14 protein-coding genes, 2 tRNA genes and 1 pseudogene are annotated in these 14,716 nt (G+C 65.5%); 1 reads left to right on the forward strand and 16 read right to left on the reverse strand.

Features of this window, described 5'->3' with window-relative positions; translation table 11 throughout:
* Nucleotides 1-18: 18 nt before the first annotated feature.
* On the reverse strand, nucleotides 19-1,479 hold the full coding sequence (locus tag ACESNG_RS09550; RefSeq protein ID WP_373061637.1) for a M20/M25/M40 family metallo-hydrolase: 1,461 nt from the start codon (nucleotides 1,477-1,479) through the stop codon (nucleotides 19-21).
* A 323-nt stretch (nucleotides 1,480-1,802) separates the two neighbouring features.
* On the opposite strand from ACESNG_RS09550, the gene ACESNG_RS09555 reads away from it, so the two are divergent.
* The gene (locus ACESNG_RS09555) at nucleotides 1,803-2,132 is read left to right on the forward strand and encodes a hypothetical protein (protein WP_373061639.1); all 330 of its coding nucleotides are present in this window, start codon (nucleotides 1,803-1,805) and stop codon (nucleotides 2,130-2,132) included.
* Nucleotides 2,133-2,288: 156 nt separating this feature from the next.
* Here the strand turns inward: ACESNG_RS09555 and ACESNG_RS09560 are convergent, their stop codons facing one another.
* The 15 genes and pseudogenes from ACESNG_RS09560 to ACESNG_RS09630 all read right to left on the reverse strand — a co-directional run.
* Nucleotides 2,289-2,423 carry a hypothetical protein gene (locus ACESNG_RS09560; RefSeq protein ID WP_373068748.1) on the reverse strand — a complete coding sequence of 45 codons (135 nt, stop codon included), beginning with the start codon at nucleotides 2,421-2,423 and terminating at the stop codon, nucleotides 2,289-2,291.
* A gap of 104 nt (nucleotides 2,424-2,527) precedes the next feature.
* Nucleotides 2,528-3,163, reverse strand: a complete 636-nt coding sequence (locus tag ACESNG_RS09565) for a hypothetical protein (RefSeq protein WP_373061641.1) — start codon at nucleotides 3,161-3,163, stop codon at nucleotides 2,528-2,530.
* 165 nt (nucleotides 3,164-3,328) lie between these two features.
* On the reverse strand, nucleotides 3,329-4,582 hold the full coding sequence (locus tag ACESNG_RS09570) for a serpin family protein (RefSeq protein WP_373061643.1): 1,254 nt from the start codon (nucleotides 4,580-4,582) through the stop codon (nucleotides 3,329-3,331).
* 153 nt (nucleotides 4,583-4,735) lie between these two features.
* Nucleotides 4,736-4,809: transfer RNA gene (locus ACESNG_RS09575), tRNA-Met, on the reverse strand.
* Nucleotides 4,810-4,909: 100 nt separating this feature from the next.
* A tRNA-Met gene (locus ACESNG_RS09580) sits at nucleotides 4,910-4,983 on the reverse strand.
* Between the two features lie 54 nt (nucleotides 4,984-5,037).
* A complete protein-coding gene (locus tag ACESNG_RS09585) occupies nucleotides 5,038-5,337 on the reverse strand; it encodes a septum formation initiator family protein (RefSeq protein WP_373060112.1) in 300 nt (99 codons plus the stop codon).
* 6 nt (nucleotides 5,338-5,343) lie between these two features.
* A complete protein-coding gene (gene eno, locus ACESNG_RS09590; protein ID WP_373060110.1) occupies nucleotides 5,344-6,624 on the reverse strand; it encodes a phosphopyruvate hydratase in 1,281 nt (426 codons plus the stop codon).
* A 62-nt stretch (nucleotides 6,625-6,686) separates the two neighbouring features.
* The gene (locus ACESNG_RS09595; protein ID WP_373060108.1) at nucleotides 6,687-7,466 is read right to left on the reverse strand and encodes a lysophospholipid acyltransferase family protein; all 780 of its coding nucleotides are present in this window, start codon (nucleotides 7,464-7,466) and stop codon (nucleotides 6,687-6,689) included.
* A 31-nt stretch (nucleotides 7,467-7,497) separates the two neighbouring features.
* Nucleotides 7,498-8,472, reverse strand: a complete 975-nt coding sequence (gene thiL / locus ACESNG_RS09600) for a thiamine-phosphate kinase (protein ID WP_373060106.1) — start codon at nucleotides 8,470-8,472, stop codon at nucleotides 7,498-7,500.
* A gap of 19 nt (nucleotides 8,473-8,491) precedes the next feature.
* The gene (locus ACESNG_RS09605; protein WP_373060104.1) at nucleotides 8,492-10,201 is read right to left on the reverse strand and encodes a hypothetical protein; all 1,710 of its coding nucleotides are present in this window, start codon (nucleotides 10,199-10,201) and stop codon (nucleotides 8,492-8,494) included.
* Nucleotides 10,198-11,802, reverse strand: a complete 1,605-nt coding sequence (locus ACESNG_RS09610) for an NAD(P)H-hydrate dehydratase (protein WP_373068750.1) — start codon at nucleotides 11,800-11,802, stop codon at nucleotides 10,198-10,200. Before ACESNG_RS09610 ends, ACESNG_RS09605 begins: the two co-directional genes overlap by 4 nt.
* Before the next feature lie 30 nt (nucleotides 11,803-11,832).
* The gene (locus ACESNG_RS09615; protein ID WP_373063706.1) at nucleotides 11,833-12,216 is read right to left on the reverse strand and encodes a Minf_1886 family protein; all 384 of its coding nucleotides are present in this window, start codon (nucleotides 12,214-12,216) and stop codon (nucleotides 11,833-11,835) included.
* Nucleotides 12,217-12,379: 163 nt separating this feature from the next.
* A complete protein-coding gene (gene glyA, locus ACESNG_RS09620) occupies nucleotides 12,380-13,636 on the reverse strand; it encodes a serine hydroxymethyltransferase (protein WP_373063726.1) in 1,257 nt (418 codons plus the stop codon).
* Between the two features lie 38 nt (nucleotides 13,637-13,674).
* Complete coding sequence (gene rpiB / locus ACESNG_RS09625) at nucleotides 13,675-14,163, reverse strand: ribose 5-phosphate isomerase B (RefSeq protein WP_373063708.1); 489 nt, start codon at nucleotides 14,161-14,163, stop codon at nucleotides 13,675-13,677.
* A gap of 23 nt (nucleotides 14,164-14,186) precedes the next feature.
* Nucleotides 14,187-14,716, reverse strand: a pseudogene (locus ACESNG_RS09630) (Glu/Leu/Phe/Val dehydrogenase family protein); the annotation flags it as partial.

A 14,716-nucleotide genomic window follows, 5' to 3' on the forward strand; every position in this document is an offset into this window, starting at 1 on the left:
CACCTGCACCACACGGCGTCAGCGCCCCGACTCCGAGCCGGCCACTCGCTTCAAGGTGCGGAACATCATCTCAGTGCCCTCACGTAACGACTCGACACTGACCCGCTCATCGTTCCCGTGCATGCGACGCAGTTCGTCGGTGCTGATGGGATATGGGTAGATGCCGAACACCGGGATACCGCGATTGCGCCAGGCACCGGCATCAGTGCCGGCCTGGAACAGATACGGGGTCACCTCCGCCTCCGGCCACTGCGTCTTCGACTCGGCGGCCAACGCGCGATACAGCAGAGACGTGTCGGGCGACGCGGGCGAGGCTGGGGCCAGAGCGGCACTCATCTTCACCGTGAGCAATGGATCATTGAACAGCTTCTCGAGCGTGCTGATGAGCGCTGCCCCATCGCTGCCCGGAATGAGACGTACGTTCAGCGTGACTTCGGCCGAACCGGGAATGACGTTGCTGCGGAAACCACCGGCTACTATCACCGGCGCAATCGTGTTGCGCATCAGCGAGTGAATGAGCGGATCACGCGACAGTGCCTTGTCGGCAGCGCTCACCTGCGCCGGTGTGCCATTCAGCAGCTGCGTGTACAATCGTGCGGTCTCGCCAGTGCTCGTTTTCGCGAGTGTCGCGAAATACTTGCGCGAGTCGGGCGTGAACTCGAGCGGCGTCTCATAGAGCCCAAGTTTCGCCAACGCCCGACCGACCGTCACGAGCGCGTTGTCGGGAAGCGGCATAGAGGCATGCGTGCTCGTGCCCTTCGCGGTAAGCGTCACGCTCATCACGCGCTTGTCCGACGTCGAGATGCTCACGTACTGCACGCGGCCATCATCGCGCTTGATGATCCACCCACCTTCGTTGAGCGCGAACTCAGCGTCCATCTTGTCCCAGTGTTGCCGTGCCAGCCACGTCGTGTTCATCGGCGCGCCTTCTTCATCGGCTTCGGCCAGGAAAATGATGTCGCGATCGAGTGGTACCTTTCGATCGGCCAACAGCATCGCGGCACGGGCGAACACGGCAATGCCGCCTTTAAAATCAATGGCGCCGCGTCCGTACACGGAGCCGTCCTTGATGACACCGGCGAACGGATCAACGCTCCACTTCTCGCGTTCCACACCGACTACATCCGCGTGCGCCGCGAGCAGCAACGGCTTCTTCGACCCATTGCCCTTGAGCCGCGCGAAGAAATGCACCTTGGCAGAGTCAGGCGTAGGAACGATGTCCACCTGAAAGCCGCGCGCTCGAAAGAGAGGGCCGAGGATATCGGCGATCTGCTGCGTGTGCCCCGGCGGGTTACTGCTGTTGGCGCGGATGAGTTGAGCGAGCAACAGCGCCGTGGAATCGGTGTCCGGCGCTTGTGCTGCGGCAGGGACCGGCGAGGCCAGGACCGCGGTGAATAGAAACGTTTGTACAACAGTACGGAGTACCGAGTACGGTGTACGGGGTACGGAGTGCGGAGTAGGGAGTACGGAGCGAAACATGCTGTGACCTCGAAGCGCCGGAGAAACTCGAGAGGACCTCGCTCACAAACTACTGGCCCAGGTCGCTCACGGCATCCCAATCGCTTCCCGCAACGGAGCACTTCTGTGTCCGTGTTTACGGTTCCGCGTCTCTCGGCCTTGGTGGCACGACTGGCGACGCACGACCAGCCAGGATCGCTGCGACGTCCTGCTGACGATCCGGCGGTGCTGGTGCTCGACAGCACCGCGATTGTAGAGCCGGCGCCGGCGGGCTCCACCGACCGACGCGCGTTTCTCGCTCGCGCCTCCATGCTCGCGCTGGCGATTCCCGGTGTTGGAGCCGCGTGGCCGCTACGGCTGCCGATGAGGCCGTGTTCGGTCGATATGCCCCGGCGCGTCCGCCGTTGGCCGCTGACAACCGGCTCGCGTGGCACGATCTCACGCGAGAGGGGTCGGTGCCGAAGTCTGTCGCCTTCAACGGTCGTCCACGCCAGTACAGCGACGCGCCAATTCGGGTGACCGTGGGTGATCGCGTGCGCTTCCGGGTGGTGTCGGCTAGCGGTCGGACAATGTTCGATCTGGTGTGCGACGTGGCTGGCAAATTTCCGTTTGTGAATCTCGGCTTCGGACAGGGGCAGCAGGGTGCCATCGGGATGCTGGTAGTCGAACCGTAGCCACATCGCATGCGTAAGGTTTGTTGACCGCCAGGCATTGGGTGGGTAAGACGCGTCGCCGCTTCTTCATTGCGTTCACCCTGCCAATGCGAATGGTTGCACCACAGTCCCTTGTGCTGCGCCTCACTATGCGCATAGCAGTGCGCATTGCGCGACTCAGCCCAGCGCGAGTGGGAGATCGCGAGCGTTGGAGAAGGCGCACGCGTAGGCTTGGAGCAGAGTTACGCGGCCATCACGATGCCCGAGTTCCTGCCAACTACGCGCGATCTGCTCGTCGACGCTTCGGACCATGTATGGGTTCAGTACTATCCGAGGTCCCGACGAGCAGGTGCCGGAGGTTCGGATATATCGGTTGTCGAAACGGTAGACGAGCGTCTGGGGACCGCTACCTTCGATCAGTTCGGCGCCCGGGTGCCGACTCCTGGATAGTTGCAATTGCCGCCGATGACCGGACCGTTGATGCCCACGCCATACTTGTTGTTGGTCGACGAGATCTCCTGACGAATGCTGCCGGAGAATGCGGTTGGACGCCCGTAGCGCCCGAACGCGGCGGTGTACCACACCGCGTGCTCGTCGGCGTCACTGATCTGGTTGTCGTTGATGTCGACCTGTCGGCGAGCACCGTTAAATCCCGAGCGGGCGTTGTCGAAGTCGCCGCGTAAAAGCGTGCCATTCACGGTGCTCGTGCGTCCATCACACTCGCGTCTGCGGGCGCAACGATCGCCAAATGTAATGGCGAAGAGTGCCACGGGACGTCCGACAACAAGCGGCGCTGTGGGATCGGAGTATCGACGTCTCGGCGCCGCCGGGCAGTGTCGGAGAGAGCCGCCAACCGATCGACGCGCTGCTCGATCGCGGGGGCCGCTGCCTTGCCCACGCGCGGCGCGAGCCAGCACGGACATCACGCCCGGCAGCACTAAACAGGCGCCGAGGGTGAGCACAATGGACCGTGTGACGATGACGGCCATGGACGGAAGGCGATAGTTCGCGTCGCGCAGCGCGCGGCGGAGCGTCGGTGGCGACACAGACACGGTTTCCTCACGAGAGGGGACGACCATAAGCTGTGATCCGCTTGCATTGACGACGCACCCGCAGCGCGAACGCGGTGGCACGTGGTGTCGAACGGCGCCGCATCGGTGACGGCAACGTGATAGCCGTCACACGCGCGCCGTCACACCGCGCGACACCCTGCCCGCTCAGCGTCCTCTCGGATCTCGCACAACACCCGTGACCAACACGGTCCCACTCAACCGTTCGCGAATCAGGAAGACGAACGGGCGATCGATATCGACGCCGGTCGGCAGCGACACGACGACCACACCAACCACGGTGACAGCCGCCGCGCGCGTCCCCTTTTCGTCGACTTCGACTTTTACATTGTGCTGCACGAACGAGAGCTTGCCTGATTCATTCGCGATCAATCGCGGAAACTGCGCAAGGATGCTGAACGCACGCGGCATCCCGAGCGCGCGCAGGTCGGGGGAGAGTTCGAGCGACCCCTCGAGGGTGAACTTCGGGAGGCGCAGTGGCTCGTCGGCGCGCGCCTCGCGAAGACCCTGTACCACCTGCGCCAGCCGGGCCGTGTCGAGCGTGGCCACGAACGCGCCCACCGGGTCCCTAGTCGGCATCAACACGAGCATGGAATAGGCCGCGTTGCCATACGCCAACTCTACGGCCGTCAGGCGATCGTCACGCCAGCTGCGGAAGCCTCCCCCACGGGTCATCATCGGCACCGTGGCCATCGCACCGCCCTCGAGCCGGAAGGAGCCGGGGCTCGTCTTCGCGGGATCGAAGCGCTCGCGCCACGTGCCGGCGAAGTACACAGCGTTGGCCAGTAGCATCACCAGGTCCCGCGGCGGCTCCGCCTGTAGCACCTTCGGGATCATGCCACGGGTTTCACGGTCGCCCCAGGCATTCACCGCATCGAACATCGCGCGCGTCGACGGCTCGCTCGCAACAGGCGCGTTGAAGAATTGGCGTGCGTCGCTGGTGAACGCCGCCACGGGCACCATAGGCTGAAGCATCCAGAGGCCATTCGCGATCCGCACCGTCACACCAGGGTCGAGGCCGGGCAGCATCGTCATGAGATCCCGATACGCCACGTTGATATCGGCGCGGTTCGCGGTCCCCCAGCCGAGGGTGCGCTGCATCTCGGTCAGCGTTTCCTCGGCGGCGCCGTTCATGGTCATGCCGAGGGCCAGCGAGACCGACAACGGCGACAGCAGCACGTTACCAGACTGGCGGGCCGTGGTGCGTTGCAATAGCCGCAGTGCGAAATCGTTGCTGGCCGTGATGGCCTGACGCTCGGTGGTGGTCAGCGCGCGCGGCAGCGCGGTGAGCGAGTCGGCGGCGGCTGTAGCGTCGGGGGCCGTACCGCTATCAGCGCAAGCGGTGGCCAGCACGGCGAGTGCGGCGAGTAGAAGTTGTGTGGCGGAGGAGCGCGGGCGCATGGGTTGTGGGGTCGCGAGGGGGGACAGAGCCTACCAGCTATACCCCGTAAGGCGTCTCGGTGTCACCGAGCTTGCTCGGGATTCGCGCATACACAAAAGTCGCCAACTCGGCCGAGTCGGCGACTTTTATGTTCTCGACGTGCGTCGACCCAGTAGCAGGAGAGAGACTCGAACTCTCGACCTCACGATTATGAGTCGTGCGCTCTAACCGGCTGAGCTACCCTGCCTCACTTCCCCAAACTTTTCACCATCCCAACCCGCATCGAAAACAAAAACTCGAATGCCGGGACGCAAACGGCCGGCCCTTGCGGACCGGCCGAGTGCAGATGGCGGGGGCGGGATTTGAACCCGCGACCTTCGGGTTATGAGCCCGACGAGCTACCAGGCTGCTCCACCCCGCGTCAGAAGGATTAACCTAGCGCGAGCACACCGGGAGTCAACCCCGATCACGCAATTCATGGCTCGCGTGACAAGGCCGGGCGCACCCGGTACAGCAGCTCTTTCTCGCCACGTACCATCCCCCACTCTTCCCGTGCCATGCGCTCGAGCCGTACCGGATCGTTCGTGACCGCTTTCAACTCCGCGCGCATCGAGTCGACATCCTGCATCAATACCTCGACGTGCTCCGCCAGCGCGGCCTGGCGATCGCGTTGCGTCAGCAAGTCGGAGGTGCCGTACTCACCGCCCTCGATCGCATACACGAATACGGCGAGCGCACCAGCGCCCCAAGCCAAGCGCTTCATGAGGGGCGCCATGCGTGCTCAGAGACCGAAGATCGCGCCACCCGGATACTCCGCGTAGCCTTCCAACTGTTCCTCGATGCGTAGCAGCTGGTTGTACTTCGCCACCCGATCGCTGCGCGACGGTGCGCCGGTCTTGATCTGACCCGCCTGCGTCGCCACCGCCAGATCGGCGATGAACGTGTCTTCGGTTTCGCCACTGCGATGCGAAATGATCGCGTTGTAGCCGGCCGCGCGCGCGAGCTCGATCGCTTCGAACGTCTCGGTGAGCGTGCCGATCTGGTTCACCTTCACCAGAATCGCATTCGCCACGTCCGCTTCGATGCCCTTCGCCAGGATCTCGCTGTTCGTGCAGAACAGGTCGTCGCCCACCAGCTGGCAACGATCGCCCACGAGCTCGGTGAGATACTTCCAACCATCCCAGTCGTTCTCCGCCATGCCGTCTTCGATCGACACGATCGGATAGTTCTCGAGCCACCCCGCATACTTGTCGGCCAGCGCCTGGGGGCTCAGCGACTTGGCACCGCTTTTCTTGAAGTGGTACTGGCCACCCTGAAACATCTCGCTGGCCGCCACGTCGAGCGCGAGCGCGATGTCATGCCCGGGACGGAACCCCGCCGCTTGAATCGCTTCGATGATCACCGTCAGCGCTTCTTCGTCGCTCGTGAGGTCGGGCGCGAAGCCGCCTTCGTCACCCACCCCCGTGGCAAGCTTACGCGCCACCAGCACCTTCTTGAGCGCGTGGAAGACCTGCGTGCCCATACGCAGTCCGTCGCTGAACGACTCGGCGCCGACCGGCACGATCATGAACTCCTGGAAGTCGACGGTATTGGTCGCGTGCGCGCCACCGTTCAGGATGTTCATCATCGGCACCGGTAACGTGCGCGCCATCGGGCCACCGAGATAGCGATACAGCGGCAAGCCGACTTCGAGCGCCGCGGCGCGGGCCACGGCCATCGACACACCCAGCAGCGCGTTGGCGCCCAAGCGGCCCTTGTTCTCGGTGCCGTCGAGATCGATCAGCGCGCGGTCGATCGCGATCTGGTCGGTCGCGTCCATGTCTTCGAGCGCTTCGTTGATTTCGGTGTTCACGTTGTTCACGGCGGTGAGCACACCCTTGCCACCGTAGCGTTCCGGGTCGCCGTCACGCAGCTCCACCGCTTCACGTTCGCCGGTGCTGGCGCCGCTCGGGACGGCCGCGCGACCCGCGCTCCCCGTTTCGAGAATGACATCCACTTCAACGGTGGGATTGCCGCGGCTGTCGAGAATCTCGCGCGCGCTGATGGAAACGATGGAGGCCATAAAGGGACAGTTTGGAAAGGTGAGTGTCGAGTGGTGAGTGCGGCGAGGGAGCCGGACTGCGGTTACGCGGAGGCTTGTTCGGGCTCGCGTGCGGCCGCTTGGTGCGATGGTTCGATGGCGGGGTCGACGCGGTAATGTGCACGTAAACAGTCGGCCATGCGCTGGCGGACGCGCGCGGCGAGCTCGTCGCGATCGGCGTACGTGAGTCCTTCGGTGGGGATCGGCTCCAGCAGATGCACGTGCACCGTGCCCGGTGACGCCCGGAATTCCGTGCGCGGGTTCACCGCGATGGTGCCGTAGATGACCACCGGTACGATCGGGGCAGCCGAGCCGATGGCCAACACGAACGGGCCTTTCTTGAAGGGGCGCAGCGCGTACGTGAAACCGCGGGTGCCCTCGGGATACACCAGCACGGGGTGCCCGGCACGGATTTTCGATGCGGCGTCGTCGTAGGCGCTGAAGGCGGCCTTCCGGTTCTCGCGATCGATGTAGATCACTCCCACCGCTCGAGCGGCGGACCCGAACAGCGGGACCCTCTCTATCTCCCGCTTGGCGACAAAACCGTAGTGAGGGAGCGCCGCAATCATGGCGGGGATGTCGAACCAGCTCACGTGATTCGCCATGAACACGCGCGGTGCGCCCTCGGGAAGTTCGTGTTCACCGCCATGCACGACCACCTTCACGCCGGCCGCTCCCAACAGCCACGAGGCCCACCAACGGGGCGTCTTCGTGTAAATGCTGTCGGGTCCGCGGGGACGGCCCAGTAACTCGGCCAGCAACGTGATGCTGCCGAAGAGGATTGTTCCGGCCAACAGGGCCAATGCCGTGAATGCGGTGCGCATCAATTCAAGTTCACCCAGTCTAGACCCGAATTCAACGCGGGGTTTTGCCCGAGGCGAAGTGATCAAAGCCACTGGCCACCGATTCCTTGGCTGAGTTCGACTGAGAGTCCGCGTCGGTGTGGGCATCAACGACAACCCCGACGACCGTGAGCGGCACGGCGCTTACCGCCGTCCACCCGGCGGCCAGTGCCTCGTATGCCGCTGCGGGAATGCAGGCCAGCAGCTCGTACTCTTCCCCGCTCTGCATGGCCGCCTCTGCCGAAATTCCCGGACCAGCGGGCACGCGCGTGGCTTCGAGCTCGACGCGTACGCCGCTGGCGGCCGCCACGTGCCGGGCGTCGCCGGCAAGTCCATCGCTGATATCGATCATGGCAGTGGCACCGGCCAGGGCCAACGCCTCCCCCTCGGCCCAGCGAGGCACCGGGGCCGCGAAACGCCCCCTTGACCATGCCGTGGGACTCCCGCCGGCGTCCCAAGCCTGTATGGCCGCACCAGGGCCACCCAGCAAGCCAGTCACCACCACCAGATCGCCGGCACGGGCTCCGCTGCGCGGCACCACCCGCTGCGCGCTCCCGATCACGGTGGTGGTCATCGAGAACACGACGCCGCGGCTCAGATTCCCCCCCACGATGCGCGCCCCGGCCTCACCGACCACGGCGCCCATGCCGTCGGCCACCTCGCTGAGTTGCTCGCGCCACCCATCGGGGATCACGAACGCGATCAACACGTACTCGGCGCGCGCACCCATCGCCGCCAGATCACTCAGCGCCGCCACCGCCGCCCGCACGCCCACCTCGCGCGCCGAAATCCAGCCGCGGCGAAAGTGCACGTCTTCCACGCAGGCGTCCACGCTGACCACGCGCGCGCCGAACGTGGGCGGCGCCAGCACCGCAGCGTCATCACCGATATCGACGGCGAGATCACCCCACCGCGCCATCAGCGCACGGATCGTGTCGAACTCCGCCCCCTCACGCATGGCCTGGTGCGGCCGCGGTTCCAGACTCATAGCACGCTCATACGGAAAGTCATGGCAGTCCGCCATCACCGCGACGACGTAGGCGAATCAATCCCTGCGGCGTGCCAATCCACACGTAGTCGCGATTCACGGCAATATCGAGCACCGGTCCGGGTACCTCACCGGGCACGCGCAGCACGCGCGTGGCACCGTCACGACGCGACACGATCACCACGCCGTCGGTGCCGGCCAGCCACATCGTGCGCTCGTCGATCGCCACCTTGGTCACGCGCCCCACGTGGCGCACATCGAGCGCGTCCACGCGCACTGGCTCCACCCCACCACGCGGGGCGAGTCGCAACACCGCATCGTCGGTGGCGACCAGCAACACCGTATCGCTCCAGGCTAGGGATCGCACCGCACGACGCAGCGCCGGATCGCTTCCCAGCGGACGCGACACCACGCCACCGGCACTGCCATTCGGCGACGCAATCGCCATCAAGCCCGCTTCGGTCCCGATCCAGAGTGTGTCACCGGTGAATTGCAACGCGTGCACCGGCATGTTGTCGAGCACCCGCACGCCGAGACCGCGAGTGCGCACGTTACGGGTATCGCTGCTGTCGCTCACATACACGAGTCCACGCGCGGTGCCGGCCCACACGCCGTCGTCGCGCGTCGCGACCGACAACACGCGTTCGTCGGGGAGACCATCCAGCACCCCCCACGCCTGCATGGTTTGCGTGCCGTCGAGCCGCACGCGGACGAGCCCGCGATCGGTACCCAGCCAGGCGCGTGATGCGCGCGTGACGAGAGAGAGTCCGCGCACACCGACGAGTGGGACCGCGATCGTGCCATCGATCCAGCGGAACCGTTGCAGATCGCTACCCACGAATGACAGCCCGCCACGATCGAACGACTGTCCGAGTCCCACCGCCCACACGCCATCGGCGGCCAGCGCCAGCGCGCCGACGCCGGGCTCGATGAGTCCGTAGGGCAGTGGCGTGGATTGCATGAACGCCGGGTCGAGTCGGAACAGGCCGTCGCCGGAGGTACCGAGCCACACTTCACTCGCGCGTTCGGGTGACGCGGCACCACTGATGATCTGCACGTTGCGCAACGGGCGATCGCTCTGCTGCGTGCGCAACAACAACGACGGCTGTGTACGTAACGTAGGGAACTGCGCGAACAGGTCGTCGAGTGTGCGTGGCAGGATCAGCGCGCCGGCCAACGGCGGCCGTGCCAAAGGCGTGGCGATGCCGACGCGCGAGACGCGCGTCCACCCACCGCCGGCGCGAACGATTGCGTCGCCCGTTGCGGCGCGATCGAAGGCAATCAGATCCGGCACACCGGTCACGATCGTGCGCAGCAGCTGCTCGGTGAGCGGGCGATACATGATCACGCCGCCGGGCACACCAAGCCAGAGCGCATCTTCCACCGGATCGCCGGCGAGCACGGTGATCTGCTGATCGGACAGCCCATCGTCGCGCGTGAGCGGCGGCAACCAACGGTTCATCACGCGATCGTAGATGGCGATCCCGCTGCTCCCTGCCGCGAACACGTAGCGGCGCGACACCGCCACCGCCTGCACGTTGCTGAAGCTCCCGATGCGCTGCCGTTCGGCGCGTTGGCCGAAACCATCCAGCGGTCCCGACGCTGCGCCCGTGCTCGCGCTGCCGTAGCCGCTGCCGTTCGCGCCGCCCCCTGCACACGACAACCATGACAGGACGCCGACGGACAGCGCGACCAGACGAGGGAGAACCCGAAGAGAGCGCACGGTCACGCAGGCGAAGGAAGTTCAGCGAGTACACCGGAAGGAAAGCTGCCGGGATGCTCGAGCAGGCGCCACGCCGCCGGCAACGACTCGAATACGGCCTCGAGTGTGCCGCCGCGAATACCACCCAATCGCGCCGTCGCCAATTCCGCCGCCCGCCCGTGCACGGTCGCCGCGCATACCGCGGCTTCGCGCGGCGCCAGTCCCTGCCCCAGCAAGGCTACGATCAATCCACTCAGCATGTCACCACTGCCACCGGTGGCCAGCAGCGGCGTGCCGTGCGGCACCACCGTGATCGGACCGTCATCGGGCGTGGCGATCAGCGTGGGCGTGCCCTTCAAAAGCATCGTGACGCCGCCGCGCACCGCGAACTGCCGCAGCGCATCGACGCGTGCATCCCACGGCGTTGGCACGGCGGCGCCACGCAACCGCGCGAACTCACCCTCGTGCGGCGTACACACCACAGCGCGCGAATGCCGTGTCCAGTGGCGCATCAGCCCCGCGGCGTCGGCGCCGAGTGCGTCGGCGGCTGCGGCCACGAGCCAGAGGGCATCGGCATCGAGCACCAGTGGTCGATCACCCTGCTCGTTCATGAGGCGCTCGAGCAGTTGCGACGACCGCGCACCACGACCGAGTCCGGGGCCGATGGCCACCGCATCACAGCGATCCAGCGTAGCCAAGTCGGTATCCTGCTCCGTGCCCGGCTCCGTGCTCTGCGCTTCCGGCTTCGGCCACCGTTCGGCCAACGCCTGCGGCACCGTAAGCTGCACCGCCATCACGGACGGCCCATCGACGATAGCGTGCGCCAGTCCGGCACCGGCGGCCAGCGCGGCGCGTGTGGCAAGAATCACCGCGCCGGCCATGCCCTCGTGACCACCCACAATCGCGATGCGGCCACGTCGTCCCTTGTGTGCGTTCCAGGCCATCGGCGGCAACCATCGCGCGAAGTCGGCGGCGTTGGCCATATGCCACGCGCCATCATCACGATCGGCCGCACCAGCAAGTCCGATATCGAGCAGCACGATGCGTCCGGCGTGGCCACGCGCGAGGAGGACGCCACGCTTGATCGTGCCGAAGCAGAGCGTGACATGGGCCGCCGCGCTCCCGTCGGCGATCTCACCGGTCGTCGCATCCAGGCCGCTGGGCACATCGAGCGCGATGATCGTTGCACCGCCATCGCGCGCCAGCGACAGGCGCCGACAGGCGGCCAGCACGGCCTCACGCAGCAAACCGCAATGTCCGGTGCCCAGCAACCCGTCCACGACCACGCGTTCATGACCGCCGGGCGGGCCGAACACCAGCGCCGGTGCGGCGAGCTGCATCGCGCGTCGCGCGTCGGGTGTGCGCGGCGGACCGGCCGCATGGACGCGTACCGTGACACCGGCCCGCGCCAACTGCGCGGCCACCACATAGGCATCACCACCGTTGTTGCCGCTGCCGGCGAACAGCGCGACGCCGTGCGAGAGTTGCGCTGCGTAATCGCGGAGGATGACTGCAGCGGCGTTCGTACCAGCGTGCAACAGGAGATCGAACGACGCGGCACCGGCGGCGATCGCCGCCTCGTCGCGCGCGGCAGCTTCGGCGGCGGTGGTGACGCGCCGCGCGTTCACCGTCGCGTCATTGTGCGTTCGCGCCGTCGGTCAGACGTGCGCGGTGCTCCACGGATACTCGCGACCGAACGCATCCTCGAAATTGAACACACCGAAGAAATCATCGCGCGAATCCTGCGGCTGGCTGACCAGTAACCCCAGGTCGACGAGCGTGAAGACGATGTCGCCGATGTCGCTGGTGGCCTTGAGGCCCCAATGTTCGAGTACCATACCCGCCATCACACCGAATCGCTGCAACGCGAGTTCGCGACAAGCGTGCGCGAGCTCGGCGCCGGCGATATGGCGACGCTCCGTGAGCAGCGCCTGGCTGTGCTCGAGCGACGCCAGCACGAACAGGTACGCGCGCTCATCGAACCGCTGCTCGCGCAGCCGGATCTGGTCCATGATGCCTTCACGGAACGCCAACTCGGTCACTGCTCCTGCTCCTGATCGTGTCTGTGCTCTGGACGCATGGCCGTCGCGAGGTGCAACGCACGCACAACGCTTATCGGCCGAAATGCAGCGGGCCTCTAGTGCAACAATACTGGAGGCCCGGGCACCACCTGACAACTCCTTGCGAACCGCGCCGCGGTTCGTCCTAAACCCGTGACACCGACCGGTACAGCGGATACGCGTCGGCCAGCGCCTTCACGTCGGCCTTCACTGCCGCGATCGTGTCGCGATCTTCGGGCGCCGAGAGCACGCGGTCGATCAGTGCCGCGATCTGGAGCATCGCGTCCGGACCCATCCCACGCGTGGTCACGGCCGGCGTACCGAGGCGGATGCCGCTGGTCACGAACGGTGATTGCGTTTCCTTGGGAACCGTGTTCTTGTTGACCGTAATGCCCGCCTCGTCCAGCACCTTCTCGGCGACCTTGCCCGTCAGCCCTTTGCTGCGCAGATCGACGAGCATGAGGTGATTGTCGGTGCCGCCGGACACAATGTGATATCCACGCTCCATGAGGGCTGTGGCCAGTACCTGCGCGTTGTCTACGACTTGGCGGCAATACGCGGTGAACGACGGCTGTAACGCTTCGTGGAACGCGACGGCTTTACCGGCAATCACATGCTCGAGTGGACCGCCCTGCATGCCGGGGAACATCGCCTTGTCGATCGCCTTGGCGTATTCGGCCTTGCAGAGAATGATGCCGCCGCGCGGACCGCGCAGTGTCTTGTGCGTCGTGCTGGTCACCACATCGGCGAACGCCACGGGCGACGGATAGACGCCCGTCGCGGCGAGACCGGCGAAATGCGCCATGTCGACCATGAAGATCGCCCCGACTTCCTTCGCGACATCGGCAAACGCCTGCCAGTCGATCGTACGCGAGTACGCACTGTAGCCGGCGATGATCATCTTCGGCTTGTGCTCGCGCGCCTGCGCGCGCATCTGCTCGTAGTCGATGATACCGTCTTCGGTCACGCCGTACGACACCGCCTTGTACAGCAACCCGGAGAAGTTCACCGGCGAGCCGTGCGTGAGGTGCCCGCCTTGCGACAGATCCATCCCGAGAAACGTGTCGCCCGGCTTGAGGAACGCGAGGAACACCGCGGCGTTCGCCGACGCACCGCTGTGCGGCTGCACGTTGGCGTGATCGGCACCGAACAGCTGCTTGAGACGATCGATCGCCAGCTGCTCTATCTTGTCTACAACTTCACAGCCGCCATAGTAGCGCTTGCCCGGCAATCCTTCGGCGTACTTGTTGGTGAGCGTCGATCCGACCGCTTCCATCACCGCGGGCGATACGAAGTTCTCGCTGGCGATCAGTTCGAGGCCGTCGCTCTGCCGCTGGGTTTCTTCATCGATCAGATGCGCGATCTCCGGATCCGCCTGTGTCAGCACATCCCCCGGCGGCAAGCGATCCCACTGCGACCAGTTCGCGCTGGCTCCATCACTCATGTCGTGCTCCCCGAGGCGTCGGCCTCACTGTCGTCCCGTTCGATCTTGGCCACACGAGATTGGTGGCGCCCCCCTTCGAACGGCGTGTCGAGCCAGGCATGCAGAATCGCCAAGGCGTCTTCGTCGGAGACGAAACGCGCCGGTAAGACCAGCACGTTTGCGTCGTTGTGTTTACGAGCGAGCGCAGCCACCTCAGGGTTCCACACCACGGCGGCGCGCACTCCCGGATACCGGTTCGCGACATACGACATCCCGAGCCCCGTTCCGCATAGGAGAATGCCGCGGGCAGCCTGCCCGTCGGACACCTCCTGCGCCAGGGGATGGGCATAGTCGGCATAATCCGTGCTTGCCGTGCTGTGCGCGCCGATGTCCTCGACGGCATATCCCATTTCGGCCAGGGCGACACGCAATCGCTCTTTGAGCTCGAAGCCGGCGTGGTCGGACGCGATGGGGATTCGCTCCCCCGGCTTTGCCACATCCACCATGGTCAGCTTACTCCGTTGACTGCTCAGGATTCCTTGTTGGGATACTGCGGCCACGTCCTGATCATACCGCGAACCGCGTGGATGCGCTGCTCCGCGACCCGATCGGCGGCCTTGTAGGTCGGAATGCCCGTGTCCTTCGCCAGCCGGAAAACGCTGAGGACGGTCTGATAAATCTCGTCGGCCTTGCGCAGCGACCGCTCCCGGGTCCAGCCGGTGAGCTCGCTGTACACGTTGATCACGCCGCCGGCATTGGCGACATAGTCGGGCGCATATAGAATGCCTCGGGCTTCGAGGGCATCACCATGACGGTCTTCAAGCAGCTGATTGTTGGCGGCTCCGGCCACGATCTCGACGTTGAGCTGCGGAATCGTGTCGTCATTGATAACGCCGCCAAGCGCGCAGGGCGCAAAGATGTCGGCCTTCGCACGGTAAATCTCGTCGAGCGCGACCGCCGTGGCCCCCATCTCGTCGACGACCCGCTTGATGCGCCCCGCGTCGATGTCGGTGACCACGAGCTTCGCCCCCGCCGCATGCAACTCCTTGGCGAGGTGGG

It is taken from the genome of Gemmatimonas sp. (assembly GCF_041689975.1).
GTDB lineage: Bacteria > Gemmatimonadota > Gemmatimonadetes > Gemmatimonadales > Gemmatimonadaceae > Gemmatimonas.

Excerpts from the sequence above, each read along its gene's own strand:
- ACESNG_RS09550 (WP_373061637.1), bottom strand. The coding sequence starts at position 1,479 with ATGTTTCGCTCCGTACTCCCTACTCCGCACTCCGTACCCCGTACACCG.
- ACESNG_RS09560 (WP_373068748.1), bottom strand. The coding sequence starts at position 2,423 with ATGGTCCGAAGCGTCGACGAGCAGATCGCGCGTAGTTGGCAGGAACTC.
- ACESNG_RS09570 (WP_373061643.1), bottom strand. The coding sequence starts at position 4,582 with ATGCGCCCGCGCTCCTCCGCCACACAACTTCTACTCGCCGCACTCGCC.
- ACESNG_RS09585 (WP_373060112.1), bottom strand. The coding sequence starts at position 5,337 with ATGGCGCCCCTCATGAAGCGCTTGGCTTGGGGCGCTGGTGCGCTCGCC.
- eno (WP_373060110.1), bottom strand. The coding sequence starts at position 6,624 with ATGGCCTCCATCGTTTCCATCAGCGCGCGCGAGATTCTCGACAGCCGC.
- ACESNG_RS09595 (WP_373060108.1), bottom strand. The coding sequence starts at position 7,466 with ATGCGCACCGCATTCACGGCATTGGCCCTGTTGGCCGGAACAATCCTC.
- thiL (WP_373060106.1), bottom strand. The coding sequence starts at position 8,472 with ATGAGTCTGGAACCGCGGCCGCACCAGGCCATGCGTGAGGGGGCGGAG.
- rpiB (WP_373063708.1), bottom strand. The coding sequence starts at position 14,163 with ATGGTGGATGTGGCAAAGCCGGGGGAGCGAATCCCCATCGCGTCCGAC.